We start from the raw sequence: 22,596 nt of genomic DNA on the forward strand, positions 1-22,596 counted from the left end.
CCCCTATGAGAGTTCTGTTATTCGGCGCCACCGGCATGGTCGGCCAAGGTGTTCTGCGTGAATGCCTGCTGGCCGCTGACGTGCAGGAAGTGGTCGCGGTTGGCCGCACGCCCCTGACCCAGGAACATGGCAAGCTGCATCAGGTGTTGCACAGCGACATGCTGGATTTCCAACCCCTGGAAAACCTGCTGCAAGGTTTTGATGCGTGCTTCTTCTGCCTCGGCGTTTCGTCGGCGGGCATGAGTGAACCCCGGTACACCCACCTCACCTACGACCTGACGTTGGTCGCGGCCAGCACGTTGGCGCGGCTCAATCCGCAGATGACGTTTATCTATGTGTCCGGCGCCGGTACGGACAGTTCCGAGGCGGGTAAGTCGATGTGGGCGCGGGTCAAGGGCAAGACCGAGAATGCCTTGCTGCGCTTGCCGTTCAAGGCGGTGTATCTGTTCCGGCCAGGGGTGATCCAGCCGCTGCACGGGGTGCGGTCGAAGACGCCGTTGTACCAAGGGTTTTATGCCGTGCTCGGGCCGTTGCTGTCGCTTGTACGCCAGGTCAAGCCAAGTTGGGTTGTCAGCACCGAGACTGTTGGCCGGGCGATGTTGCAGGCGGCGAGCCAGGGCGCGCCACAACCGGTGGTGGAGCAGGCCGAGATCAATCGACTGGCCGGCGAGCGCCGCTGATGTTGCACAAGAGCCTGGTGCGCCGCCTGGATTTGATCACCTTGCAACTGTTTGTCGCGGTGTTTGAAGAGGGCACGCTGACCCGTGCCGCTTCGCGCGAAGCCATTGCGGTGTCGGCTGCCAGCAAGCGGCTGATGGAGTTGGAGCAGGTGCTGGGCGTCAGCCTGTTTGTGCGGCGGGCCAAGGGCATGGACCTGACGGCCGCCGGTGAAACCCTGTTGCACCATGCACGGCAGATGCTGTTCAACGTCGAGAAAATGGGCCTGGAACTCGGCGAACACAGCCATGGTGTGCGCGGCTATGTGCGGATGCTGGCCAATCTCTCGGCGATCATTGAGTTCCTTCCCGAAGACCTGCGGGATTTTTCCGCACTGCACCCTCAGGTCAAAACCGACCTGGAGGAGCGCCCCAGCAACGGCGTGGTCCAGGGTGTGCTGGATGGCGTGGCGGACCTGGGCATCTGCTCCAGCGACACCGACATCAAAGGCCTGCCCAGCGTGATTTATCGCCTCGACAAACTGGTGGTGCTGATGCCCGCGGATCACGCCTTGGCAGCCCGCGATAGCCTGGCCTTCGCCGAAACCCTGGACAGCGACTATGTCGGCCTGCACGCCGCCAGCTCGATCAATATGCGTACCCACGCCGCCGCACGGGAGGCGGGCAAGATGCTGCGCCTGCGTATTCATGTGCCAGGGTTTGATGCGATGTGCCGGATGGTCCAGGCGAACATGGGCATCGGCATTCTGCCGCGCAAGGCGTACGAATTGTTCGGCCGCGCCCTGGGTTTGCATGCTGTGCCGCTGACGGATGCCTGGTCGGATCGCAGCCTGATCCTGGTGGTGCGTGATGAGGCGCAACTGTCGCCAGTGAGTCGTTTGCTCTTTGATTACCTGAGCAATACGTCTGAGTCCTACAGATAATTCTTCGATCGTTCGCCTTTCGCGAACGCTACTTGCCAACTGACGGTTGGATTTCTCCTGTATTGGCCCTCTAGTCTTGGCGCCATATTCCAAGAATAAGAGGTCCACACCATGACGGGTCCCCTGAGCGGTATCAAGGTGATCGAGATCGGCACGCTGATTGCCGCGCCGTTCGCCGCCCGGCTGATGGCCGAGTTTGGCGCCGAGGTGATCAAGATCGAAGCCATTGGCCAGGGCGATCCACTTCGCAAATGGCGAAAGCTGCATGAAGGTACGTCGCTGTGGTGGTACCTGCAATCGCGCAACAAGAAGTCCCTGGCGTTGGACCTCAAGTCCGGCGAAGGCCTGGACCTGATCAAGCAACTGCTCGGCGATGCCGACGTGCTGATCGAAAACCTGCGTCCCGGTGGCCTGGAAAAACTCGGCCTGGGCTGGGACGTGTTGCACGCCCTCAACCCCAAGCTGACCCTGGTGCGCATCTCCGGCTATGGCCAGACCGGCCCGTATCGCGACCGTCCTGGCTTCGGTGCCATTGGCGAGGCCATGGGCGGCATCCGCTACACCACCGGCAACCCGGACTCGCCTCCGGCGCGGGTCGGGGTGAGCCTGGGGGACTCCCTCGCGTCCCTGCACGGTGTGATCGGTGCGCTGATGTCGCTGTTGCGGGTCAAGACCGGGCAGGGCGATGGGCAGATCGTCGATGTGTCGCTGGCCGAAAGCGTGTTCAATCTGATGGAAAGCCTGGTGCCCGAATACGACATGCTCGGCCATGTGCGTGAACGCAGCGGCGGCGCCTTGCCCGGCATCGCGCCGTCCAACACCTACCTGACCGCCGATGGCGCCTACGTGGTGATTGCCGGCAACAGCGACCCGATCTACAAGCGCCTGATGAGCGCCATCGGTCGCGCCGACCTGGGCGAAGCGCCGGAGTTCGCCCATAACGATGGCCGCGCCGCCAAGAGCGGGCTGCTCGATGCGGCGATCACCCACTGGACCAGCAGCCTGCCCATCGACCAGGTACTCAGCGCGCTGGAAGCCGCCGAAGTGCCGGCCGGACGCATCTATTCCGTGGCGGACATCGTCAGCGATCCGCACTATCAGGCGCGGGACATGTTGCTCAGCGCCGAGCTGCCCGGCGGCGTGTCGGTGAAGATGCCCGGCATCGTGCCCAAGCTCTCGCAAACGCCTGGCGGGGTGAACTGGTCGGGTCCGGCCCTGGGCCAACATACGGATGACATTCTTGGCAGCCTGGGTCTTACCGGCGCCGATATTCAACGCCTGAAAACGTCCGGAGTGGTGCAATGATTCACGACTATTCAGACCCGCTGATCGTGCAGGAAGTCTCCCCGCGGGACGGCCTGCAAATCGAGCCGACCTGGGTCGAGACCGCCGACAAGATCGCCCTGATCGACCAGCTTTCACTGGCCGGTTTTTCGCGGATCGAAGCCGGTTCGTTCGTGTCACCGAAGGCCATTCCCGCATTGCGCGATGGCGAGCAGGTGTTCCAGGGCATCCAGCGCAAGGCCGGTGTGATCTACGTGGCGTTGATCCCCAACCTCAAGGGCGCCCAACGCGCCATCGAGTCCCGCGCCGATGAGTTGAATCTGGTGATGTCTGCCAGCCAGACCCATAACCTGGCCAATATGCGCATGCGATGCGAGGCGTCGTTGGCGGCGTTCGGCGATATTGTCAGCTTTGCCGCCGACCATCCCGTGCGCCTCAACGCCAGTATCGCCACCACCTTTGGTTGCCCGTTCGAAGGAGCGATCGATGAGGATCGCGTGCTGCAGATTGTCGATGCTTATCGCGAGCTGGGCATTCAGGGCATCAGCCTTGCCGATACCACCGGAATGGCCAACCCGCGTCAGGTCGAGCGCCTGGTCAAGCGTGTGCTGGAGCGTGTGCCCGCCAATGACCTGACCCTGCATTTCCACAACACCCGCGGCCTGGGGTTGTGCAACGTGCTGGCGGCCTACGAGGCTGGGGCCCGGCGGTTTGACGCGGCCCTCGGCGGCCTTGGCGGCTGCCCGTTTGCGCCGGGGGCGTCGGGCAATATCTGCACCGAAGACCTGGTCAACCTGTGCGAAGAAGTGGGCATTCACACCGGGATCGACTTGCCGCACCTGCTGCACCTGTCCCGCCAATTGCCGGCCTTGCTGGGGCACGAACTGCCCGGCCAGGTGGCCAAGGCCGGGCGCAATTGCGACCTGCATCCACCACCGGCGTACATCGCCACGCTGTAACCCCGCACCAGACAACAAAAACAATCGGGCGCCCGTGAGCAGCCCGCTGGAGAGAAAACATGAGCACTAATCCGTTAGAGGCCGGCGCGCGCCCGGCAGGTGAAGTCGATCCGATCAAAGCCGTGGTCAACAAGGTCGCCTGGCGTCTGATGCCATTGATCATGGTCTGCTACCTGTTCGCCTTTTTTGACCGTATCAACATCAGCTTCGCCAAGTTCCAGCTGCAGGCCGACCTTGGCCTGAGCAACACCGCATACGGCTTGGGGGCTGGGCTGTTTGTGGTTGGCTATGTGATTTTCGAAGTGCCGAGCAACATGATGCTCTACAAGGTCGGGGCTCGTCGGTGGATCGCGCGGATCATGGTGTCCTGGGGGCTGGCGACGGCGGCTATGGTGTTTGTCACGGCTGAGTGGCAGTTCTACGTGCTGCGCTTTCTGATTGGCGCCATGGAGGCAGGCTTTGCGCCGGGCGTGCTGTATTACCTGACGCTGTGGTTTCCCCAGGACTTCCGTGGGCGTATTACCTCGATGCTGTTCCTAGCTTCGGCGTTTGCCGGGCTGGTGGGGGCGCCGTTCTCCGGGCTGGTGCTGGAGCACATGGACGGTGTGCTGCAGATGCGCGGCTGGCACTGGCTGTTCCTGCTCGGTGGTATGCCGTGCGTGGTCTTGGCGTGGATGGTGCTGACGCAGTTCAAGGACCGTATTGAAGATGCGCCGTGGCTCAGCGCCGAAGAAAAAACCTTGCTCTCCAGCCGCATCGCCGTGCATGAGGTCCACAAGAAGGGCTCGCTGCTCCAGGCCCTGCGAATTCCCGGTTTCCTGATGCTGGGGCTGATCTACTTCCTGATCCAGGTAGCGTCCTACGGCCTTAACTTCTGGGCGCCGCAATTGATCCGCAGCACCGGTATCGAAAGCTCGGTGGTGATCGGCTTGCTGACCGCCATCCCCTATATCTGTGGTGCGATCACCATGGTGCTGGTAGGACGCTGGTCGGATGCCACCGGTGAACGCCGCAAGTTTGTCAGTGGGTTGGTGGCATTGGGCGCGGTAGGGTTTTTCTGTGCCGGTATCTTTGACGACCACACCACGTTCCTGATCGTGGCGCTGGGCCTGTTGGGTGCGGGGATCATCGCTGCCATCCCGACCTTCTGGACCTTGCCGCCCAAACTGCTGGCCGGCGCGGGTGCCGGTGCGGCGGGCGGGATTGCCTTGATCAACACCCTGGGACAACTGGGCGGTATTGTCAGCCCGGTGATGGTTGGGCGGATCAAGGACATCAGCGGCAGCACCACCCCGGCGCTCTACGTGATTGGTGTGTGTGCGTTGATCGCCGCTGCGCTGTTGTTGTGGGGGCTGCCACAAAAGCTGCGTACGTCCGACAAGCGTTGACGAATTATCACGCTGCGGCCAAGGCCTTGGCTGGCGTGGCGCTGAACTGAATCAACGCCACCCCGCCAATCAACAACAACGCCCCCAGCACCCGGGGCGTTGTCAGTTGGCGCTCCGCCAGCCCAAACAGGCCAAAGTGATCGAGCAGCAACGAGGCGAGCATCTGCCCGGCCATGGCCAGTGCAATAAATCCTGACGCACCGAGCTTGGGCAACAGCATCAACGCCAGGGAAATAAAACACACGCCAAATGCGCCACCGGCCCACATCCACAACGGCGCCTTGCTGATAAAACCCAGGCTCGGCAGGGGCAAGCGCAGCGCCACAATCACCGGCAGCAACACGACAATGCTTACCAGCAGCGACGCCAGGGTGGCCCACAACGGGTGCCCGAGCCCGCGCCCGAGGTTGGCGTTGATCGCACTCTGAAACGGCACCACTGCCCCGGCGATCACTGCCAGCGCCAATAAACCCAGCCAATGCAACGTGGTCATCATGAATCTCCCAAAGGTTTTGCTGGACTCTAAGGTATTCGTCGCGCAAATTTAAATTCCAAGTTCTTATGCCGAGCATGCAGCTGATGAATGATCTGCGCCGCATCGATCTCAACCTGCTGGTGATCCTCGACGCCTTGCTCAGCGAGCAACACGTCACCCGCGCCGCCGAGCGTTTGCACCTGAGCCAGCCGGCGGTCAGTCATGCGCTGGCGCGCTTGCGCGATGTGCTCGGCGATCCGTTGCTGGTACGCCAGGGTGGCGGCTTGGTACCCACCGCGCGCGCCTTGGAGTTGGCGGCGCCACTGGCCGAAGCCTTGGCCCAGGTACAGGCGTTGCTGGCGCCCAATCAATTTGATCCGGCGTCGGCCAAGCGGCGGTTTCGCCTGGCGATGTCGGACTACAGTGCGGCGATTTTCCTACCTGATTTGGTGCGCATGCTGCGCCGTGAAGCGCCGGGTATTGACCTGCAAATCATCCAGGCCAGCCGCGAGGGCATGGTGGATGGGGTGCTTAATGGCGATCTCGACCTGGCTGCCGGGGTCTTTCCTGACATGCCGGCGGAACTGCGGACTACACCGCTGTTTGAAGAGCACTACACCTGCCTGGTGGACCGCAACAGCTTGCCGGAGGGTGGCACACTGGACCTGCCCACCTACCTCTCGCGCCCCCATGTGTTGCTGGAAATGCGAGGCAGCGGCACGCCGGAAATCGAGCGCGCATTGACGGCAATCCGTGAGCGCCGGCATGTGGCGATCAGCCTGCCGCACTGGGGCGTGGCGCCGCAGTTGATCCAGGGCACGGATCTGATTTTGACGGTGTCGTCGCGGGGCTTGCTGAACATCGATCACCGGCATTTGGTGGCCGTGGCGCCGCCGTTTCATATTCCGTCGTTCGCGTTTGAGCTGGCGTGGCATGTGCGGCGGGGTGGGGATTCGGGGTTGCAGTGGTTGCTGGGGCGGATGCGGGGTGTATTGACTGATATAGAAGTGTGTTCAGCATTGCGCTGCGAGGTAGAACATGCAGAATCTTTCCACCCTTAACCGTCCGTCAGAGTCGCGCCCATGACCCCCTCCTTGCTGCTCGCCGTCCTCGCTTCAGGTTTTATCTACGGTATCACCCCGGGCCCAGGCGTCCTCGCCGTATTCGGCATCGGCGCCGCCCGTGGCCGTCGCGCCGGGGCGGGTTTTCTGTGCGGGCACTTGTTGGGCGATGTGGTGTGGTGCAGCACGGCGCTGATCGCCATCGTTGGTGCGCGGGAGGTGGGCAGCGGTGCATTTGATGTGCTGGGCGTGCTCAGCGGCCTGTATCTGTTCTGGCTCGGCTGGCGTGCGATCCGCACCCAGCGCCGCAGCAGCGATGCACCGCAAGGCGCTGCGCGGCATCCGTTCTGGCACGGCATCCTGTTCGGCCTGACCAATCCCAAGGCGTACCCGGTGGCGGTTGCAACCTTTACGGCGTTGTTGTCCAGTCGTGCCGAGTTGCTGACGTGGTCGATGTTGCCTGCGCTGATCTTCCTCAGCTTCGTCGGTGGCGTGCTGGCCTACGCGATCCTGATTGGCGTGGTCGGCGCCCAGCGGGTGCGCACGGTGTATCAGCGGCATGAAATCCTCATCACCAGGCTTTGTGGGGTGATGTTTATCGGCTTTGCCATCAATGCGTTGGCCCATGCGCTGCCGGGTCTGTTTGCCAGTAAACCGGCGTGACGCAATCACGACCGTTCGTCGCACTGGCAAGTTTTTTCTAAACCTTTGCCGCCCTGAAAATTCGAATTCAGGGCGGGGTGTATTCCCCCTCGCCTAATTTTGCCCTGGAGGAACCCATCATGAGCCGCATGGCTATCCGGTTACGCACCGCCAGTTTCGCGATGCTGCTGGGCCTCGGCGCCAGCAATGCTTTCGCCCAGTCGCCTGCTGAATTCATCGAGCAGGCCTCGGCCAAAGGGATGGCCGATATCGAAACCAGTCGCATGGCCCACGCCAAGACCTCGTCCCAGGAAATCAAGGATTACACCATCGAGGTGATCAACGAACGCACCCTGGCCAACCAGCATCTGGCGGCCATCGCCAAGAAGCTGGAGCTGCCGGTGGCGCCGCGGGAAAAGATCGTCGACAAAGCCGAAACCTTGATGCCCGAGCTCAAGGACGGCGACTCCTTCGACGCCGCCTACACCGCGCAACAGGTCAAGGAAAACGAAGACGCCATTGCCCTGTTCAAACAGGAAGGTGCGGCGTCGGATGTGCCGGAAATCAAGGCGCTGGTGGATGAGACGTTGCCCAAGTTGGAGGAGCGTCTGCAAAAGGCCCGTGCCCTGGCGTCGACCTACGGTAAAGGCCATCAAGGCGACGGTTGAGTGTCTGGCCGGAACTGAAAAACGGCGGTTGGAGCCTTTCCAACCGCCTTTTTTTATTCGCTCTAGAACGCCATTTCCGCCTGGCCGGTGCCTTCCAGCGCAAGCAGGTATTGCTTGGCTTGCAGGCCACCGGCGAACCCGGTCAGTTCACCCGAGGCGCCAATCACCCGATGGCACGGTGCGATGATCGAGATCGGGTTGCGCCCGTTGGCCGCGCCCACGGCGCGCACGGCCTTGGGGTTGCCGATCTGCCGGGCGATCTGGCTGTAGCTGCGGGTTTCACCGAAGGGGATGGTCAGGAGTGCCTGCCAGACCTGTTTCTGAAAGTCGGTGCCGCTGAAGTCCAGCTCCAGGGTGAATTGACTACGGGTGCCGGCGAAATATTCCTGCAACTGGCGCTCGGTTTCCAACAGCACCGGGCTGCTGTTGGCCTCCTGCAATTGCCCCAGGCGTACACGGTTGGCGCGCTCTTTTTCCCACAGGATCGCGCTGAGCTTGCCGTCGCGCGCCACCAGGGTGAGCTGGCCGACCGGGGAGGGCATGAGTTTGTATTCGTAGGGCATGGGTGGGCTCCTGTGGGCGAACGTCATGGCGCCACTGTAATTGTATCCGCCCGGTTGGAAACTACGTTTCTTGCGATTGAATTTTCCTGGGCCTAGAAGTTCCAGTACACCCAGTTGGCGTAGAGCGGATACCAGTAAATCCAGGAAATGGAATACAAAGCCTTAAGAAATGAGGCTGTTCCCGTCAGTAACAGTGAAATGACATTGAACGCGGTGATGATGGAGGCGAACACGGTCAAGCGTCGGTTGGCATGTTGCCTGGCCAACCGTATGCCATAAGCCGACGCGACGATCGATCCTGCCGCGATGACCGGTCCGATGAAAAACGGCAGCCTCATAAACGACAGTAGCAGCGGCAAGACCAGTACCCAGCCAACCACCTGGCGTCGTATGGCCTTTGGCGTGTGTTGCTGGGGTTCAAGCATGGGCGTGATCTCGGTGTCAGGGGGGAGGAGCTGACATCATTTAGAGATCAACTCGTCACCACAGTCGGACTTTGCTGAAGTGGCGCTGGCGGTCTAGTTGCAGAAACGTCAGCGCCGCCGCCGCGGCTTCTTCGGCAATGATCTCTAAGCATCCTTCGTAAACATTCTGCTTGCTATCGAGCGTCTGCCACTTCACCTATCACCCTCATAAAGGCTTGGACTGATAGGTTTTTTTCTACATCACGAGTCAGCACCAACAACTGTGCACACGCATCCACTTCCACCAAAGGCCTGTACGTCACGCCCTTGTGCATCAAGCTTTGCGCGCATTGCGGCACCAACGCCACGCCTTGCCCTGCCGCCACCAGGGCAATGATCGAGGTGATCTGTCGGCCGGTCGGCCCCGCGCGCAGGGGCTGCCCATGCTCGCGGTACAGCTGTTCGATGGACTGGTTCAGTCCCGATCCATGATCCGCCGGAAACAGGATCAGCGGATAAGCACTGAGCTGCGCCAAGCTCACCTGCGCCTGGCGCGCCAACGGGCTGTCGCTGGCCAACGCGGCCACCAAGGGTTCCTGGCCCAGCGACAGTGCCTGCACTTCGCTGCTTTGCGGCAACCGGCGGCTCAAGCCAATGTCCAGGCGCCCGTCTGCCACCTGCGCGCCGAGGCTGCCGGAGGCGCATTCCACCAGGGTCAGCTGCACGTCGGGAAAGCGTTGGGCAAAGGCATGGATCACCTGGCTGAACAGGTCCGACAAGGCAATCGAACTGACATACCCCAATGCCAGTTGCCCAGCGGTGCCTGCGGCCAGTTTGCCGGCGATCACCTGTGCCAGCTCCACCTGTTCCAGCACACCCCGCGCATAGGGCAAGAACGACCGGCCTTGAGCGGTAAGTGTCACGGTGCGGCTGGTGCGATCGAACAGTTTGAAGCCCAACTCGGCCTCCAGCGCCGAAATCTGCCGGGTCAGCGGTGGCTGGGCCAGGTGCAGGCGAATGGCTGCTCGACCGAAGTGCAATTCTTGGGCGACCGTCAGAAAGTATCGCAGCTTGCGTAGGTCGAGCATCCTGGCCCTCGGGTATTGATCGGTGTGAATTCGGTATTGGTTCAAGACCTGCCGGGCATTCTATAAAGACCTCACAACATAAAACGAGAGGTTTCATGACGTCGCGCCTGTCTTGACCGGCTGCAAGCGCCTTGAGCCTGAGCAGATTCCTACGCCATGACCGACACCGTCGTTATACCCGCTTCCCAATGCTCTGCCCGCCGTCGTTCGTTGATCGCCGGGTGCAGCGCCCATGCCGTACACGATGGCTTGACCGACGTTATCTATGTGCTGCTACCCATCTGGCAGGCGCAGTTCGCCATGTCCTACGCGCAGATCGGGCTTCTGCGCGGCGCCTATTCCGGGATGATGGCTGTGTTCCAACTGCTGGCGAGTCGTGCCGCCAAACGCTGGGGGCGCACACCGTTGCTGGTGGGGGGGACTGCGCTGGCGGGTATCGCTTACTTGATGGTTGGGCAAGCCACCGGGCTGGTGCTGTTGCTGCTGGCCTTGCTATTGGGCGGCCTGGGCGCGAGTACGCAGCACCCGCTGGCGTCGTCGATGATCAGCGATGCCTATGAGGAGGGGGGTGGGATCAAGCAGGCGCTGTCTCAGTACAATTTCTCCGGGGACATCGGCAAAACCCTGATCCCCGGCTTGGTTGGCCTGCTGCTCACCGTCATCAGCTGGCGCGCCAGTGCCACCTTGTTGGGGCTATTGGGTTTGGTGGCGGCGGGACTGTTGTGGTGGCTGATTCCTACGCCGTCGCGAGCACCTGCCACCATGAAAACGGCCAGACCCTCCAGTGGAATCGGCTCCGCCAGCGGCTTGCGCGCACTGATCTGCACCGGCACCCTCGATAGCGCCGTACGCATGGGCTTTCTCACGTTCCTGCCGTTCCTGCTGCAAGCCAAAGGCGCAGGTACGGCGGGTGTCGGCCTAGCCCTGAGCCTGCTATTTGTCGGTGGCGCGTTCGGCAAATTGCTCTGCGGTTATCTCGGAGCACGCATTGGCATGATGAAGACCGTGTGGCTGACGGAAACCACCACCGCGCTGCTGATCATGGCGGCGGTGTACCTGCCGCTGAATGGTTTGATGCTGACGTTGCCGCTGCTTGGCCTGGTGCTCAACGGCACATCTTCGGTGTTGTACGGCGCCGTGCCGGACCTGGCCGGTGCGGGCAGGCGGGAGCAGGCGTTTGCGCTGTTCTACACTGGCACGATCGGCGGCGGGGCGCTGGCGCCCGTGGTGTTTGGCAGCGTTGGGGATGCGCTGGGCGTGCCGGTGGCGGCGATGGTGTTGGCGGCAGTCTTGTTGCTGACGTTGCCGTTGGCGTGGTGGGTGGAGAGGGGGATGGTAGACGAGCGGTGATGTGATTGTTCATCTTGCGACGTTGCCTACACCCCCATCGGAACGGCGCGGGTTGTACTCGCTGTGTGAGCTATTTATGGTTTTCCAACGGCGGCATCGTCAGCCTCGGCGTTCGACGGCAGCTGTGCGCGGTATCACTCGAGTGCGCCGGTATCCCGAAAGCTACCCGGTGCATTTATCCGCGCGCAGCTGCCACCCTTATCGAATCACCTTATTTCAGGCACAAAAAAACCGGCCACCAGGGCCGGTTTTTTCATGCATCCCCCGTCAAAACCATCCTGACGTTGGACCAACAATTAAGTGGAGCGGGTAGAGGGAATCGAACCCTCGTCGGAAGCTTGGGAAGCTACTGTTCTACCATTAAACTATACCCGCTCAGAGCGGCTGACTTTGTACCAGATGTTCATCGGGATTTGAAGTTTTTCTTTGGAAAATGTGCAGGTTGCGTGCGTCGGATAAACCGATGGACGGAGCCTGTGCAGGAGCAAGTCTGCGTTCAATCACTGACGTTCTCCTGCACAGGGTCGCATTTCAGATTGCAAATGCATGCTGTGTCTGGCCTTGGTTGTACCGCAATCGGCTGGCTGGCCGCTCTGATTTCAAGAACCCGACGACCGCGTCCCGGCTGTCCCGGCACGCTGCCTTGTGCTCCATATCCAGGAAGTGCCCGGTGGCCTGGATGGTGCTGAAGCTGCTGTTGGCCACGTGTTGGCCGAACAGCTTGGCGTCGTGGGCGCTGGTGTATTCGTCCCATTCGCCGTTCAGGAACAGCACTGGAATGTCGATCTGCTTGGCCGCCTTGAGGTAGCACAGCCGGTCGCTGTTGAGCACCTGGCTGATGTGAAAGTGCATCTGCCCGTATTCATGCTCGGCCAGGCTGCTCACGTGCTTGTAGTTGAAGCGCTTGAACAACGATGGCAGGTGTTTGCCGATGGTGTTGTTGACGAGGTGGCCGACGCGGTCGCGGTCGAGGTTGCCGAGGTAGTCAACGCCGCGTTCAAGGTAGTCGCGCATGGGCGCGTTGATCACGGGTGAGAACGAGCTGATCACTGCCTTCTCCACACGGCGCGGGCGGTGGGCGAGGGCGACCAGGGTGGCGGCGCCGCCCCAGGAGAATGACAGCACGTGTTCGGCGGCGAAGTGGTCGATGAGTTCCAGGAGGATCTGGCCTTCGACGTCCTTTGTCAGCATTTGCTCATGACGGTTATGGATTTTGGAACGGCCAGCGTAGGGCTGATCGTACAAAACCACATTGAATTGCGGGTGCAGGCTTTTGACGGTTTGAGCGAAGGATGCCGTGGTGGCCATGGAGCCATTGACCATGATGATGGTCTTTGCAGCAGCGTCCGCGCGATAGAACTCCGTGTAAACCCGATACTGACCCTGTATATCCAACACAGCGATTTCTGGCCTCATGTCGTAAGACTCCTGGCAAGCGGGTAGGGCGCGCAGGTAACTCTGCACGAGCTTTGTGACAGGTAGGCATACGCCTGGAAAATGAGCGCCCATGTCGATCCGCTGACGGCTGGCCGACGGGTGTTGTTATGGCGGGCAGTTTTGCCTGGAAGGCCCGTAGATCAAGCGCGGGCGGGGGCAAGGTGTTTCTTGGAAGTTATAGGCGACTCGCCAGTCATAATTTGGCTGGTGATTTGGATTCAAGCAGCAGACCTGCCACCTCGCAAGGTTATAAAACGGTTTTTTGCCATCACCGGCCGAACGGTCGTCAGACCTGTCGGATTTCGTCGTCGGTCAGCGCCCGGTACTCGCCCGGCGCCAGGGCGGCATCCAGCACCAAGGGGCCCATCCGCTCGCGATGCAGGCCGATGACCTTGTTATCGAAATGCCCGAACATACGCTTCACCTGGTGATAGCGCCCTTCAACGATGCTCAGCCGCGCCGTTCTCGGCCCCAGCAACTCAAGTGCGGCCGGTTGGGTGGTGAGGTCTTCGAACGCAAAGTACAGGCCTGCGGCAAACGTCGGCGCGTATTGCGGGCCGATGTCCTGTTCGGTGTCGACAAGGTAGACCTTGGGCAGCTTGGTCTGCGGTTGTGTCAGGCGCCGTGACCACTGGCCGTCGTTGGTGATCAGCATCAGGCCGGTGGTGTTGAAGTCCAGGCGCCCGGCGATATGCAGCTCGTCCTTGTCCGGTTCATCGAGCCAGTCGAGCACGGTCGGGTGTTGCGGGTCTGTTGTAGCGCTCACGCACCCCTGCGGCTTGTGCAGCATGAAATACCGCGCCGGTTTGCCCGCCTGCAGAACCTCATCATCAACACATACACGACTGAATTCGCGCACTTCATGGTGCGGATCGCTGACTGCAACGCCGTCGACGGTCACGCGCCGTTCAACCAGCAGCAGACGCACTTGCTTGCGATTGAAACGTGGCAGGTTGCTGAGGAAACGATCGACGCGCATTACGGCTGCTCAAGTCCGCGTAGCTGCGCATCCACCTGGGCACATCGCGGGCACAGGCAGGCTTTGTTGCGCAGATCATCGGGCAGCGCTTCGAGCACCGCCGGGTCGATGGTGACGCTGTAGCACCAGCAGGCCTGGTCGACGGTGCGAGGGTCGGCCAGGGCGCAGTCGTTGCTGGCGCCGCAGGCGGGGCAGAGGGTTGGCGTGGTCATCGGTCGGTTCAGGCTGAAAGGGTGCAAGGTCCCGGTGAGTCCCGGTGTGCCTTGCACGATACAGCGCTGCCCCGACGCAGGCTACTTACAGCTGGAACTTGCTGACCAGTACGTTGAACGATGTGGCCAGGCGCGACAGGTCCTGGCTGGAGGCGTTGGTCTGATGGGCGCCAGCGGCGGTCTGGGTGGACAGGTCCTGGATGTTGAGCAGGTTGCGGTCGACCTCACGGGCGACCTGGGCTTGCTCCTCGGAGGCGGAGGCGATCACCAGGTTGCGCTCATTGATCAGCGCCACGCTGTCGGTGATGCGCTGCAGCGCTTCGCCGGCATTTTGCGCCAGGGTCTGGGTGTTGTTGGCCCAGGTCAGGCTTTTGTTCATCGCGGCCACCGCGTCGTCGGCGCCCACCTGCACTTCCCCAATCATTTTTTCGATGTCGACCGTGGAGGTTTGGGTGCGATGAGCCAACGCACGCACTTCATCGGCCACCACCGCAAAACCACGGCCTTGCTCGCCTGCGCGGGCCGCTTCGATGGCCGCATTGAGCGCCAGCAGGTTGGTCTGGTCGGCGATGCCGCGGATCACGTCGATCACCTTGCCGATTTCCCGCACCTGGCCGGCGAGGTCTGCGACCGACTGCGTCGAATCGTTGATCTCGACCACCATCGCGCTCATGCCGGACACCGCCTGCGCCACCTGCTGGCGGCCGTCTTCAGCTTCGTCGGTGGCCTTGCGCGAGGCTTGCGAGGTGGACACGGCGTTGCTCGCCACTTCGTCCACGGCGGCGGTCATCTGGTTCACGGCGGTGGCGGCTTGCTGGATTTCGTCATTCTGGCGGGTCAGCCCACGGCTGCTTTCTTCGGTGACCGCGCTCAGTTCTTCGGCGGCGGAGGCCAACTGGTCGGAGGCATTGGCGATTTCCAGCAGGGTGCTTTTCAGGCCACCTTGCATGTCCGACAGCGCCATCAGCAGTTGCCCGGCTTCGTCGGTGCGTTCAGTGAGGATGGCGTGGGTCAGGTCGCCACGAGCAATGCGCTGCGCACTCTGCACCGCTTGTGCGATAGGGCGGGTGATCAGGCGGGTGATCAGCACGCCAATGATGATCGCGATCAGGAAGGCCATCACGATGCCGCCGATCATCCAGGCCATGGCGCTGCTGCGCAGTTCGTCGGCGGCCACGGCGCCTTCCTTGATCTGGCGGTTATTCGACTCGATGATCACGCGGATCAGCTCGCGTGCCTGGCGGAACAGTTCGTTGTTGGTGCTGTTGAGCTGGGCCCGAGCCTGCTCGAGCTGGCCGCTGTCGAGCATGGTCATGATGCGTTCGGAGTTGCTGATATAGGTGGGCCAGATCTGGTCAAGCTTGTCGCCCGCCGCCCGTTCGTCGTCTTCCAGCGGCGTCGCGCGGTAGGTGGCGTAGGCGGCCTGGCTGCGCTTGAGTTCGGCGGCAATGTCCTGGCGCACGCGGTCGCGGTCTTGCTGGGAGACGTCGCCTTTGCTGGCATCCATCAGCCGGTACAAACCGCGGTTGTGCGCGACCAGGCCATTGAGGGTGGCGGCGGTGGTGCTGACCGAAACCAGATTGTTGGAGAACGTCAGTTCCAGCGCGGTGGCGAGTCGGACCACGCCTTTGATGCCCAGGGTACCGACCCCAAGAGTGACCAGTGCACAGAGTAGAAATGAAAGGAGAAGCTTGGTTGAAATTTTCATGGCTCGAATCCGAGGGAGTTGGCGAATGACGCACGCTAGAGCCTCCCTGGCCTGGTGCGATGTCATAGTGACATCATCGCAATCCACAAAGTTTCGGGCCAGATAAATTTACTGAATCGATACAGCCCAATGATGGATAAACCTTATGCGTGAGTACGCTGCGAAGGGCGTGTATCGGCAACCTGTGTAGTTGTGTCTAGTTGTAACCAAAACGCACCAGATTCGGTTTTTGTTGTCAGATATTTCGTCATTCGGTGAAAGCTGAGTGCCGCCCCCCAGCGTCGCTGGAGGAGCTCCTTCGCGGTCCAGGAGGCCGCCATGTATCGACGACTGCTGCTCAGCGCTTTACTCGGTCTGACCCTTTCAGCCTGTGTGCCCTACTACGATGGAGGCCAGAGTTACTATCGATCCGAGGTCTATACGTCACCGGCGCCGGCGTATTACTACGGGGGTGGCACCGCTTACCAATACCGCCGTGATTACTACCCCGCACCGCGTTATTACGCGCCGCAACCGCGCTACTACCCGGCGCCGCGCTATTACCAGCCGGCCCCGCGTTACTACGGCCCGCGTGCCGGTTACCGGCCCTATCCGAACCAGGGCTGGGGTGATCGTGGCGATCATGGCGGGCATGATGGACGTGGTCGCGGTTCCGACCATGGCGGCGGCCGCGGCGGTCACCGCTGACAGGACTTGAAGGCAAGCGGCGCAGGAAGCGCCGCTTTTTTTTGCGCGAAATACTCAGTATTCGGACAAATCCGCCAGCGGGTGGCGACCTTCCCACACCTTGTGGAAGTGAGCCTGTACGACCGCGTCCGGCAGGCTGTTGATGTCCGGCCAATGCCAGTGCGGCGTCTGATCCTTGTCGATCAAGCGCGCACGCACGCCTTCGCTGAACTCCGGGTGACGGCAGCAATTGAGGCTCAAGGTGTATTCCATCTGAAACACCTGGGCCAGGGACAGGTGACGGGCTCGGCGCAGTTGTTCCCACACCAGGTGCGCCGTGAGTGGGCAGCCTTCGCTCAAGGTCTTGCCGGCACGGCTGAACAGCGGGTCGTTGTGCTCGCGCAACTGGCTCAAGGCGCGCCAGGCTCCGCGTACATCACCCACATCCAGCCAGGCGTCGATCTGCGTCCGGCGCGGCAGCCACTGCGCTTCGGGTTGCTGGCTGACGGCTTCCTGGGCCAGCGCCTTGAGCAGGCTGTTGAGTTGTATCGACGTTTGTTCCTGCCAGTTCAGTTGCAGCAGGCCTTCGATCAATTCGTCCTGCTGGTCGTCGCGCAGGAAGCGGTCGGCCAGGCCCAGGTCCAAGGCATCGCGACCGTTGATATGCGCGCCGGTCAGGCCGAGGAACAGGCCGAGTTTGCCCGGCATGCGCGACAAGAACCAACTGGCGCCCACATCCGGGTACAGGCCGATACTGATCTCCGGCATTGCCAGGCGGCTGCTTGGCGTAACGATGCGCACCGACGCACTTTGCAGCAGGCCCATGCCGCCACCCAGCACATAGCCGTGGCCCCAGCAGATCAGCGGTTTCGGGTACGTGTGCAGGTGATAGTCGAGGCGATACTCCGCGGCAAAAAACTGCGCGGCCAGCGCCGGCACCACGCCGGGTTGTTCGCGGCACTCCATCGCGAGGCTGCGCACTTCGCCACCGGCGCAAAAAGCCTTGGGCCCATTGCCGCGCAGTAGCACGCACACGATATTCGGGTCTTTCGCCCAACTGTCCAGGCGTTCGCCCAGGGCCAGGATCATCGGCAGGGAGAGGGCGTTGAGGGATTTTTCGGCGTCCAGGCTGGCGATACCGATGCGGGCACCGTCGCTGCCGGTCAGCTCTTCGAAGTGCAGGTTCATCGTGACCTCATTCAGGAAGGTAGAAGATTAGTATGATCGCTTCGTAGGAAAGTGCCGGTGGTGTGTCAGATCAATTGACAAGCGGGGTCGGCTTTCCTAGGGTTCGCCTCATTCTTTTTTACAAGACCATTGCATCATGACCGAAGGCGACCGTATCAAACTCGAACCCACCTGGAAGCACGCCCTGCGCGATGAGTTCGAGCAACCGTATATGAGCCAGTTGCGCGAGTTCCTGCGCGAGGAACATGCGGCCGGCAAAGAGATCTACCCGCCAGGCCCGCTGATCTTCAACGCGCTCAACTCGACGCCGCTGGACAAGGTCAAGGTGGTGATTCTCGGCCAGGACCCGTACCACGGCCCCGGCCAGGCCCACGGCCTGTGCTTCTCGGTGCAACCGGGCATACCCACGCCGCCGTCGCTGCTCAATATCTACAAAGAGCTCAAGCGCGACCTGAACATCGACATCCCCAACCACGGTTGCCTGCAAAGCTGGGCGGATCAGGGTGTGCTGCTGCTCAACACCACCATGACCGTGGAGCGTGCCAACGCCAACGCGCATGCGGGCAAGGGCTGGCAGTTTTTTACTGATCGGATTATCGAAGTGGTCAGCGCGCATCAGCCGCACTTGGTGTTTTTACTGTGGGGCGCCCATGCCCAGGGCAAGCAGAAGTTGATTGATGCGACCAAGCACCTGGTGCTGACGTCAGTGCATCCGTCGCCGTTGTCGGCGTATCGCGGGTTTTTGGGGTGCGGGCATTTCAGCCGCACCAACAAGTTTCTTGAGCAGAATGGCGAAACGCCGATTGAGTGGCGGTTGCCGTCGCTTTAATGTCGGCCGCTGTGCCTTACAAGCGGACTTCTGCCACTGTTGAACTGCCGATATTGGCGACGTATGCCAATCGGCCGCTGGGCGCTACAACGATGCCGCGCGGCTTGTCGAAGCCAGGGATTGTGTCAATCACGGTTTGGGTACGGGTATTGATGATACTGACTCGGTTGCCATCGGTTTCGGTGAGGTAGGCTCGCTCCAGCATCGTGTGAAAAGCGATCTGGAAAGGGCCGAGCAACCCGCTGAGAGTCGAGCTTGCCTGAGCGGTGGTGGTGTCCCCGATATACACCTCGCCACGATCCCGGTAGGTGATGTACACGCGAGCGGCGAAGCGTGCATGCACAATGCTGGTGGGCTCTCCAGCAATCGTGCTGGTTTGGAACACGACCCGGTTGGTTCCCAGGTTGATGCTGGTCCAGTCATCGAGGGTCGAGGCGACATGTGAGCGCGCGTTGCCGGGCGCCACACAAATGTCTCTGGGATGGCGCACGGCAGTCGCAGCGATTCGCTGATGGTTGTTGGTATCGATCGCCACCACTTGCGAAGCGCCTTGGTCAGCGACGTACAGGCGCGCACCGGTCGAATTCAATGCAATGCCCCGGACGGTGGTGAACCCCCTGATTTGATTGATGAGCGTGTTGGTCGAGGTGTCGATCACAGTGATAGGCGTATCGCTTGCCTGACTGTTGTCGCTGGCATAAAGGCGAGGGGCCGTTGGGTTCATGGCGAGCCAGATGGGCGATCCTATATTGGTGATCGTGGTGATAATGCTCAAGCTTGCGGTATCGATAACAGTGATGCCGTGTGGAAGTGTTGCACTGGCGACGTAGAGGCGCGATCCATCACTATTGAGCACAAGGCGATTGGGAGAGCCTGGAACGGGGACCGTTCTGATGATTGCAGCCGGTTCGTTATCGTTTTTTTGATCTTCGGACGAGGTATGCATGATCACAATTCTCAATGGTCAGGTACACACCATTGATCTTCGTTACGAGAGCGTTCGGCTAGCTGTGAAAATTGACAGTTCAGATGAATGGCAGTGGCCCCTGAGAGGCCACTGTTCGATGGCAGATCAGGTTTGGCGGTTCCAGTGACGAAACAGCGGCTCTGCCAAAAACAACACGAACAACAAGCGCATTACCTGCATCGCCGTCACCAACGGCACCGACAGTTGCAGGGTCTCGGCCGTGAGGCTCATCTCGGCAATGCCGCCGGGCATCATGCCCAAGGTCAGCGAGCGTAGATCCAGATGGGTCAACGCACTCAATCCCACCGCAGCCAACGTCGCCAAGGCCATGGTCAACGCCGTACCAATCAGGGTACGGCCCATGAACGACGGCGCCCGGCGAAAGAACTGACGATTGAAGTGGCAACCCAAACCGCTGCCGATCAACCACTGGCCGATCTGGCTGCCGCCATCGGGCAGGCCGATATGCAGATCCCATACGACGCTGGCGGTCGCACTCACCAGCAACGGCCCGAACAACCACGGGTTTGGCTGACGCAAACGCTGCCAACCCCAGGCCACCAATGCTCCAAGCGCAAACAACGCGAACAGCCACGGCCAGCTCACCGGCGCCGGATGAAACTGTGGCGCGCCGCCTTCCAGCACATACTTGAAGATCGCCGGCACGCACAGCACCACCACCAGCACCCGCAGGCTTTGCCCCGCCGCGACCCGGCTGAGCACCGCACCATTGCGTGCGCCGAGGTTGACCATCTCCCCGGAACCGCCCGGCATGCTGGAGAAAAATGCGGTGGCGCGGTCTTCACCGCTGCGCCGCATCAACCAGACGCCGACAACGCTGGAAAGGCTGGTGATCAGCGCGCCGAAGAAGATCAGCCCGAAATGGCTCAGCACCTGCTCAATCACCAACGGTGTGAAGTGCAGCCCGATGCCAATCCCTACCACCCATTGGCCGCATTTGCGCCCGCCGGGAATCTCCGCCAACTGCCACGGCGTGAGGCAGCGCACCAGGATGATCGCCAGCAACGAGCCGACCATATACGGCAAGGGCCAGCCGACAAGGCTGGCCAGGTAACCGCCGGCCAGGCCGACCAGCGGTGTTCCCCACCAATGTTTAAAGGTGACTTCAGACATCGGCCACGGCACGACGCTGCAGGGCACGTTTGCGATAGATCCGTACCAGCGGTAAAGCCAGCATCAGCGCGGTCAGCACCCACACACCAAAGGTGATCGGGCTCGACCAGAGGATGTCCAGCGCACCGTTGGAAATCGACAGCGCCCGGCGCAGGTTCTGCTCCATCAAGCCGCCGAGGATAAAGCCCAGCAGGACTGGCGACAGCGGGAAGTCGAGCTTGCGCAGGATGTAGCCGAAGATGCCGATGCCGACCATCAGGAACAGGTCGAAGGTGGTGGCGTGAACGGCGTACACACCGATCGCGGTGATGATCGCGATCACCGGTACCAGCGCCCAGTTCGGCACGGCGAGGATGCGCGTGAAGATGCGGATCATCGGGATGTTGAGGATCACCAGCATGATGTTGGCGATAAACAACGAGGCGATCAGGCCCCAGACGATGTCCGGTTGCTGTTGGAACAGCAGCGGGCCGGGCGTGATGTTGTACAGCGACAATGCGCCGATCATCACCGCCGTGGTGCCCGAACCGGGTACGCCGAGGGTCAGCATCGGCACCAGGGCACCGCAGGCGGATGCGCCGATCGCGGTTTCCGGGGCGGCGAGGCCGCGCATGTCGCCCTGGCCGAATTTGCCGCTGGCACCGGCCATGCGTTTCTCGGTCATGTAGGCAACCGCCGAGGCCAATGTTGCGCCAGCGCCAGGCAGCACGCCCATGATGAAGCCCAGCAGGCCACAACGGATATTCACCAAGAAGACAGCGGATGCTTCCTTCAGGTTGAACATCATCCGTCCGGTGGCTTTCACGGCTTCCTGGCCACGGTGGGTTTTTTCCAGCAGCAACAGGATCTCGCTGATGGAGAACAGACCCAGCACCAACACCACAAACTGGATGCCGTCGGTGAGGTGGATGTTGTCGCCGGTAAAGCGGTACACACCGCTGTTGGCGTCGATGCCCACCGCCGACAGGAACAGGCCGATCAGCGCTGCAACAAAGGTCTTCAACGGTTTGTCACCGGCCATGCCGCCGAGGCAGACAATCGCGAACACCATCAGTACGAAATATTCCGCCGGACCGAAGGCAATCGCCCATTTGGCCAGCAACGGTGCAAACAGCACCATGCCGCAGGTGGCGATGAACGCGCCGATGAACGAACTCCACGCCGACAACGACAGCGCTACACCGGCCAGGCCTTTGCGGGCCATCGGGTAACCGTCGAGGGTGGTCATTACGGTGGAGGCTTCGCCCGGAATGTTCAGCAGGATCGAACTGATCCGGCCGCCGTATTCGCAGCCCAGGTACACGGCCGCCAGCAGGATCAACGCCGACTCCGGCGGCAAGCCCAGGGCGAATGCAATCGGGATCAGCAAGGCCACGCCGTTGATCGGACCCAGGCCCGGCAACAGGCCGACTACGGTGCCGATCAAGGTGCCGCACAGCGCGGTCACCAGGTTGTACGGGGACAGTGCAACGCCGAAGCCCTGGCCCAAATAGCTGAAAGTATCCATATCAGTTCTCCAGAACGTCGAGCAGGCCGAGGGGCAGCGGAACATCCATGGCTTTATCGAACAGCAGATAGAGGCCCACGGCCATCAGGCTGACGATCACCACGCTCGGCAACCAGCGGCCGCCATACAGGCGCGCCATGGGGATGCCGATCAGCATGCTGCTGAGGATGAAACCCAGGGGCTCGAAGGTGGCGGCGAACACGATGAGCAGCGCCACGCAGATGCCGATCTTGATCAGGGTCTCGCGGTCCAGCGCCGGTTCTTCTTCCGTGTGTTTGGTCGGCTGTGGGCGGATGATCATGTAGATCAGGCCCAGGCTCATCAGCCCGAGCATCAGCAGCGGGTAGGCACGAGGCCCGACCGGCTCGTAGGAAAATGCGGCCTGGTACGGCCACGCCATCAGCGCAAGACCGGCACAGACCAGCAGCATCACGCTGGCGAAAATGCGTTGTAAAAGCATAGGAAACTCCTAGGCCGCTTTTGTGGG

Annotated in this window: 24 protein-coding genes and 1 tRNA gene; 11 read left to right on the plus strand and 14 right to left on the minus strand. The window is 61.4% G+C overall.

Annotated features, from left to right (window positions below; all coding sequences use genetic code 11):
• The first annotated feature begins 5 nt into the window (after positions 1-5).
• The 5 genes from OPU96_RS14375 to OPU96_RS14395 all read left to right on the plus strand — a co-directional run bounded on the left by OPU96_RS14375 (position 6) and on the right by OPU96_RS14395 (position 5,231).
• Positions 6-680 carry an NAD(P)H-binding protein gene (locus OPU96_RS14375; RefSeq protein ID WP_226455250.1) on the plus strand — a complete coding sequence of 225 codons (675 nt, stop codon included), beginning with the start codon at positions 6-8 and terminating at the stop codon, positions 678-680.
• Positions 680-1,600 (plus strand): LysR family transcriptional regulator, encoded by a 921-nt coding sequence (locus tag OPU96_RS14380; protein WP_226455251.1) that lies wholly within the window; start codon positions 680-682, stop codon positions 1,598-1,600. Before OPU96_RS14375 ends, OPU96_RS14380 begins: the two co-directional genes overlap by 1 nt.
• A gap of 111 nt (positions 1,601-1,711) precedes the next feature.
• Positions 1,712-2,905, plus strand: coding sequence for a CaiB/BaiF CoA transferase family protein (locus OPU96_RS14385; RefSeq protein WP_226455252.1), 1,194 nt, complete (start codon positions 1,712-1,714; stop codon positions 2,903-2,905).
• A complete protein-coding gene (locus OPU96_RS14390; protein WP_226455253.1) occupies positions 2,902-3,843 on the plus strand; it encodes a hydroxymethylglutaryl-CoA lyase in 942 nt (313 codons plus the stop codon). Before OPU96_RS14385 ends, OPU96_RS14390 begins: the two co-directional genes overlap by 4 nt.
• Positions 3,844-3,902: 59 nt before the next feature.
• Positions 3,903-5,231, plus strand: a complete 1,329-nt coding sequence (locus tag OPU96_RS14395; protein WP_226455254.1) for an MFS transporter — start codon at positions 3,903-3,905, stop codon at positions 5,229-5,231.
• Between the two features lie 7 nt (positions 5,232-5,238).
• Here the strand turns inward: OPU96_RS14395 and OPU96_RS14400 are convergent, their stop codons facing one another.
• Positions 5,239-5,724: a DMT family transporter gene (locus OPU96_RS14400; protein ID WP_192299243.1), complete on the minus strand. Its 486-nt coding sequence runs from the start codon at positions 5,722-5,724 to the stop codon at positions 5,239-5,241.
• 77 nt (positions 5,725-5,801) lie between these two features.
• Between OPU96_RS14400 and OPU96_RS14405 the strand changes: the two genes are divergently transcribed.
• The 3 genes from OPU96_RS14405 (at position 5,802) to OPU96_RS14415 (ending at position 8,077) form a co-directional block, all read left to right on the plus strand.
• On the plus strand, positions 5,802-6,767 hold the full coding sequence (locus tag OPU96_RS14405) for a LysR family transcriptional regulator (RefSeq protein WP_442962209.1): 966 nt from the start codon (positions 5,802-5,804) through the stop codon (positions 6,765-6,767).
• 21 nt (positions 6,768-6,788) lie between these two features.
• Complete coding sequence (locus tag OPU96_RS14410; RefSeq protein WP_226455256.1) at positions 6,789-7,430, plus strand: LysE family translocator; 642 nt, start codon at positions 6,789-6,791, stop codon at positions 7,428-7,430.
• A gap of 119 nt (positions 7,431-7,549) precedes the next feature.
• Positions 7,550-8,077 carry a DUF4142 domain-containing protein gene (locus OPU96_RS14415; protein WP_305392231.1) on the plus strand — a complete coding sequence of 176 codons (528 nt, stop codon included), beginning with the start codon at positions 7,550-7,552 and terminating at the stop codon, positions 8,075-8,077.
• 62 nt (positions 8,078-8,139) lie between these two features.
• On the opposite strand, the gene OPU96_RS14420 is transcribed toward OPU96_RS14415, so the two are convergent.
• From OPU96_RS14420 to OPU96_RS14430, 3 genes are all read right to left on the minus strand, one after another.
• Entirely contained in the window at positions 8,140-8,640 is a 501-nt protein-coding gene (locus OPU96_RS14420; protein WP_192299239.1) for a methylated-DNA--[protein]-cysteine S-methyltransferase, read from the minus strand.
• A 92-nt stretch (positions 8,641-8,732) separates the two neighbouring features.
• Complete coding sequence (locus OPU96_RS14425; protein ID WP_226455257.1) at positions 8,733-9,065, minus strand: hypothetical protein; 333 nt, start codon at positions 9,063-9,065, stop codon at positions 8,733-8,735.
• 173 nt (positions 9,066-9,238) lie between these two features.
• The gene (locus tag OPU96_RS14430) at positions 9,239-10,132 is read right to left on the minus strand and encodes a LysR family transcriptional regulator (RefSeq protein ID WP_498559272.1); all 894 of its coding nucleotides are present in this window, start codon (positions 10,130-10,132) and stop codon (positions 9,239-9,241) included.
• A 156-nt stretch (positions 10,133-10,288) separates the two neighbouring features.
• Between OPU96_RS14430 and OPU96_RS14435 the strand changes: the two genes are divergently transcribed.
• Positions 10,289-11,482, plus strand: coding sequence for an MFS transporter (locus OPU96_RS14435; RefSeq protein WP_498559273.1), 1,194 nt, complete (start codon positions 10,289-10,291; stop codon positions 11,480-11,482).
• A gap of 301 nt (positions 11,483-11,783) precedes the next feature.
• Here OPU96_RS14435 and OPU96_RS14440 read toward each other — a convergent pair.
• The 5 genes from OPU96_RS14440 to OPU96_RS14460 form a co-directional block, all read right to left on the minus strand.
• Positions 11,784-11,857, minus strand: a tRNA-Gly gene (locus tag OPU96_RS14440).
• A gap of 156 nt (positions 11,858-12,013) precedes the next feature.
• On the minus strand, positions 12,014-12,898 hold the full coding sequence (locus OPU96_RS14445; protein ID WP_498559274.1) for an alpha/beta fold hydrolase: 885 nt from the start codon (positions 12,896-12,898) through the stop codon (positions 12,014-12,016).
• Between the two features lie 307 nt (positions 12,899-13,205).
• Positions 13,206-13,898 (minus strand): 16S rRNA pseudouridine(516) synthase, encoded by a 693-nt coding sequence (locus OPU96_RS14450; RefSeq protein WP_226455262.1) that lies wholly within the window; start codon positions 13,896-13,898, stop codon positions 13,206-13,208.
• Positions 13,898-14,110 carry a cysteine-rich CWC family protein gene (locus OPU96_RS14455; protein WP_498559275.1) on the minus strand — a complete coding sequence of 71 codons (213 nt, stop codon included), beginning with the start codon at positions 14,108-14,110 and terminating at the stop codon, positions 13,898-13,900. The genes OPU96_RS14450 and OPU96_RS14455 overlap by 1 nt, the downstream gene beginning before the upstream one ends.
• 85 nt (positions 14,111-14,195) lie before the next feature.
• Positions 14,196-15,818, minus strand: coding sequence for a methyl-accepting chemotaxis protein (locus OPU96_RS14460; RefSeq protein ID WP_498559276.1), 1,623 nt, complete (start codon positions 15,816-15,818; stop codon positions 14,196-14,198).
• A 318-nt stretch (positions 15,819-16,136) separates the two neighbouring features.
• Between OPU96_RS14460 and OPU96_RS14465 the strand changes: the two genes are divergently transcribed.
• Positions 16,137-16,505, plus strand: coding sequence for a hypothetical protein (locus OPU96_RS14465; RefSeq protein WP_226455265.1), 369 nt, complete (start codon positions 16,137-16,139; stop codon positions 16,503-16,505).
• A 54-nt stretch (positions 16,506-16,559) separates the two neighbouring features.
• Here OPU96_RS14465 and dspII read toward each other — a convergent pair whose 3' ends face one another.
• Positions 16,560-17,672 (minus strand): enoyl-CoA hydratase/isomerase DspII, encoded by a 1,113-nt coding sequence (dspII, locus tag OPU96_RS14470; protein ID WP_226455266.1) that lies wholly within the window; start codon positions 17,670-17,672, stop codon positions 16,560-16,562.
• A gap of 136 nt (positions 17,673-17,808) precedes the next feature.
• Between dspII and ung the strand changes: the two genes are divergently transcribed.
• Positions 17,809-18,501 (plus strand): uracil-DNA glycosylase, encoded by a 693-nt coding sequence (ung, locus tag OPU96_RS14475; protein WP_192299176.1) that lies wholly within the window; start codon positions 17,809-17,811, stop codon positions 18,499-18,501.
• Between the two features lie 16 nt (positions 18,502-18,517).
• On the opposite strand, the gene OPU96_RS14480 is transcribed toward ung, so the two are convergent.
• The 4 genes from OPU96_RS14480 to OPU96_RS14495 form a co-directional block, all read right to left on the minus strand.
• Positions 18,518-19,447 (minus strand): YncE family protein, encoded by a 930-nt coding sequence (locus OPU96_RS14480; RefSeq protein ID WP_498559277.1) that lies wholly within the window; start codon positions 19,445-19,447, stop codon positions 18,518-18,520.
• A 126-nt stretch (positions 19,448-19,573) separates the two neighbouring features.
• On the minus strand, positions 19,574-20,602 hold the full coding sequence (locus OPU96_RS14485) for an AbrB family transcriptional regulator (protein WP_226455268.1): 1,029 nt from the start codon (positions 20,600-20,602) through the stop codon (positions 19,574-19,576).
• Positions 20,595-22,109 carry a tripartite tricarboxylate transporter permease gene (locus OPU96_RS14490; RefSeq protein ID WP_192299173.1) on the minus strand — a complete coding sequence of 505 codons (1,515 nt, stop codon included), beginning with the start codon at positions 22,107-22,109 and terminating at the stop codon, positions 20,595-20,597. The genes OPU96_RS14485 and OPU96_RS14490 overlap by 8 nt, the downstream gene beginning before the upstream one ends.
• Position 22,110: 1 nt before the next feature.
• Complete coding sequence (locus OPU96_RS14495; protein WP_192299172.1) at positions 22,111-22,569, minus strand: tripartite tricarboxylate transporter TctB family protein; 459 nt, start codon at positions 22,567-22,569, stop codon at positions 22,111-22,113.
• Positions 22,570-22,596 lie beyond the last annotated feature (27 nt).

It is taken from the genome of Pseudomonas sp. RP-B7 (assembly GCF_059803535.1).

Excerpts from the sequence above, each read along its gene's own strand:
- OPU96_RS14375 (WP_226455250.1), top strand. The coding sequence starts at position 6 with ATGAGAGTTCTGTTATTCGGCGCCACCGGCATGGTCGGCCAAGGTGTT.
- OPU96_RS14380 (WP_226455251.1), top strand. The coding sequence starts at position 680 with ATGTTGCACAAGAGCCTGGTGCGCCGCCTGGATTTGATCACCTTGCAA.
- OPU96_RS14385 (WP_226455252.1), top strand. The coding sequence starts at position 1,712 with ATGACGGGTCCCCTGAGCGGTATCAAGGTGATCGAGATCGGCACGCTG.
- OPU96_RS14390 (WP_226455253.1), top strand. The coding sequence starts at position 2,902 with ATGATTCACGACTATTCAGACCCGCTGATCGTGCAGGAAGTCTCCCCG.
- OPU96_RS14395 (WP_226455254.1), top strand. The coding sequence starts at position 3,903 with ATGAGCACTAATCCGTTAGAGGCCGGCGCGCGCCCGGCAGGTGAAGTC.
- OPU96_RS14400 (WP_192299243.1), bottom strand. The coding sequence starts at position 5,724 with ATGACCACGTTGCATTGGCTGGGTTTATTGGCGCTGGCAGTGATCGCC.
- OPU96_RS14405 (WP_442962209.1), top strand. The coding sequence starts at position 5,802 with ATGCAGCTGATGAATGATCTGCGCCGCATCGATCTCAACCTGCTGGTG.
- OPU96_RS14410 (WP_226455256.1), top strand. The coding sequence starts at position 6,789 with ATGACCCCCTCCTTGCTGCTCGCCGTCCTCGCTTCAGGTTTTATCTAC.
- OPU96_RS14415 (WP_305392231.1), top strand. The coding sequence starts at position 7,550 with ATGAGCCGCATGGCTATCCGGTTACGCACCGCCAGTTTCGCGATGCTG.
- OPU96_RS14420 (WP_192299239.1), bottom strand. The coding sequence starts at position 8,640 with ATGCCCTACGAATACAAACTCATGCCCTCCCCGGTCGGCCAGCTCACC.
- OPU96_RS14425 (WP_226455257.1), bottom strand. The coding sequence starts at position 9,065 with ATGCTTGAACCCCAGCAACACACGCCAAAGGCCATACGACGCCAGGTG.
- OPU96_RS14430 (WP_498559272.1), bottom strand. The coding sequence starts at position 10,132 with ATGCTCGACCTACGCAAGCTGCGATACTTTCTGACGGTCGCCCAAGAA.
- OPU96_RS14435 (WP_498559273.1), top strand. The coding sequence starts at position 10,289 with ATGACCGACACCGTCGTTATACCCGCTTCCCAATGCTCTGCCCGCCGT.
- OPU96_RS14445 (WP_498559274.1), bottom strand. The coding sequence starts at position 12,898 with ATGAGGCCAGAAATCGCTGTGTTGGATATACAGGGTCAGTATCGGGTT.
- OPU96_RS14450 (WP_226455262.1), bottom strand. The coding sequence starts at position 13,898 with ATGCGCGTCGATCGTTTCCTCAGCAACCTGCCACGTTTCAATCGCAAG.
- OPU96_RS14455 (WP_498559275.1), bottom strand. The coding sequence starts at position 14,110 with ATGACCACGCCAACCCTCTGCCCCGCCTGCGGCGCCAGCAACGACTGC.
- OPU96_RS14460 (WP_498559276.1), bottom strand. The coding sequence starts at position 15,818 with ATGAAAATTTCAACCAAGCTTCTCCTTTCATTTCTACTCTGTGCACTG.
- OPU96_RS14465 (WP_226455265.1), top strand. The coding sequence starts at position 16,137 with ATGTATCGACGACTGCTGCTCAGCGCTTTACTCGGTCTGACCCTTTCA.
- dspII (WP_226455266.1), bottom strand. The coding sequence starts at position 17,672 with ATGAACCTGCACTTCGAAGAGCTGACCGGCAGCGACGGTGCCCGCATC.
- ung (WP_192299176.1), top strand. The coding sequence starts at position 17,809 with ATGACCGAAGGCGACCGTATCAAACTCGAACCCACCTGGAAGCACGCC.
- OPU96_RS14480 (WP_498559277.1), bottom strand. The coding sequence starts at position 19,447 with ATGCATACCTCGTCCGAAGATCAAAAAAACGATAACGAACCGGCTGCA.
- OPU96_RS14485 (WP_226455268.1), bottom strand. The coding sequence starts at position 20,602 with ATGTCTGAAGTCACCTTTAAACATTGGTGGGGAACACCGCTGGTCGGC.
- OPU96_RS14490 (WP_192299173.1), bottom strand. The coding sequence starts at position 22,109 with ATGGATACTTTCAGCTATTTGGGCCAGGGCTTCGGCGTTGCACTGTCC.
- OPU96_RS14495 (WP_192299172.1), bottom strand. The coding sequence starts at position 22,569 with ATGCTTTTACAACGCATTTTCGCCAGCGTGATGCTGCTGGTCTGTGCC.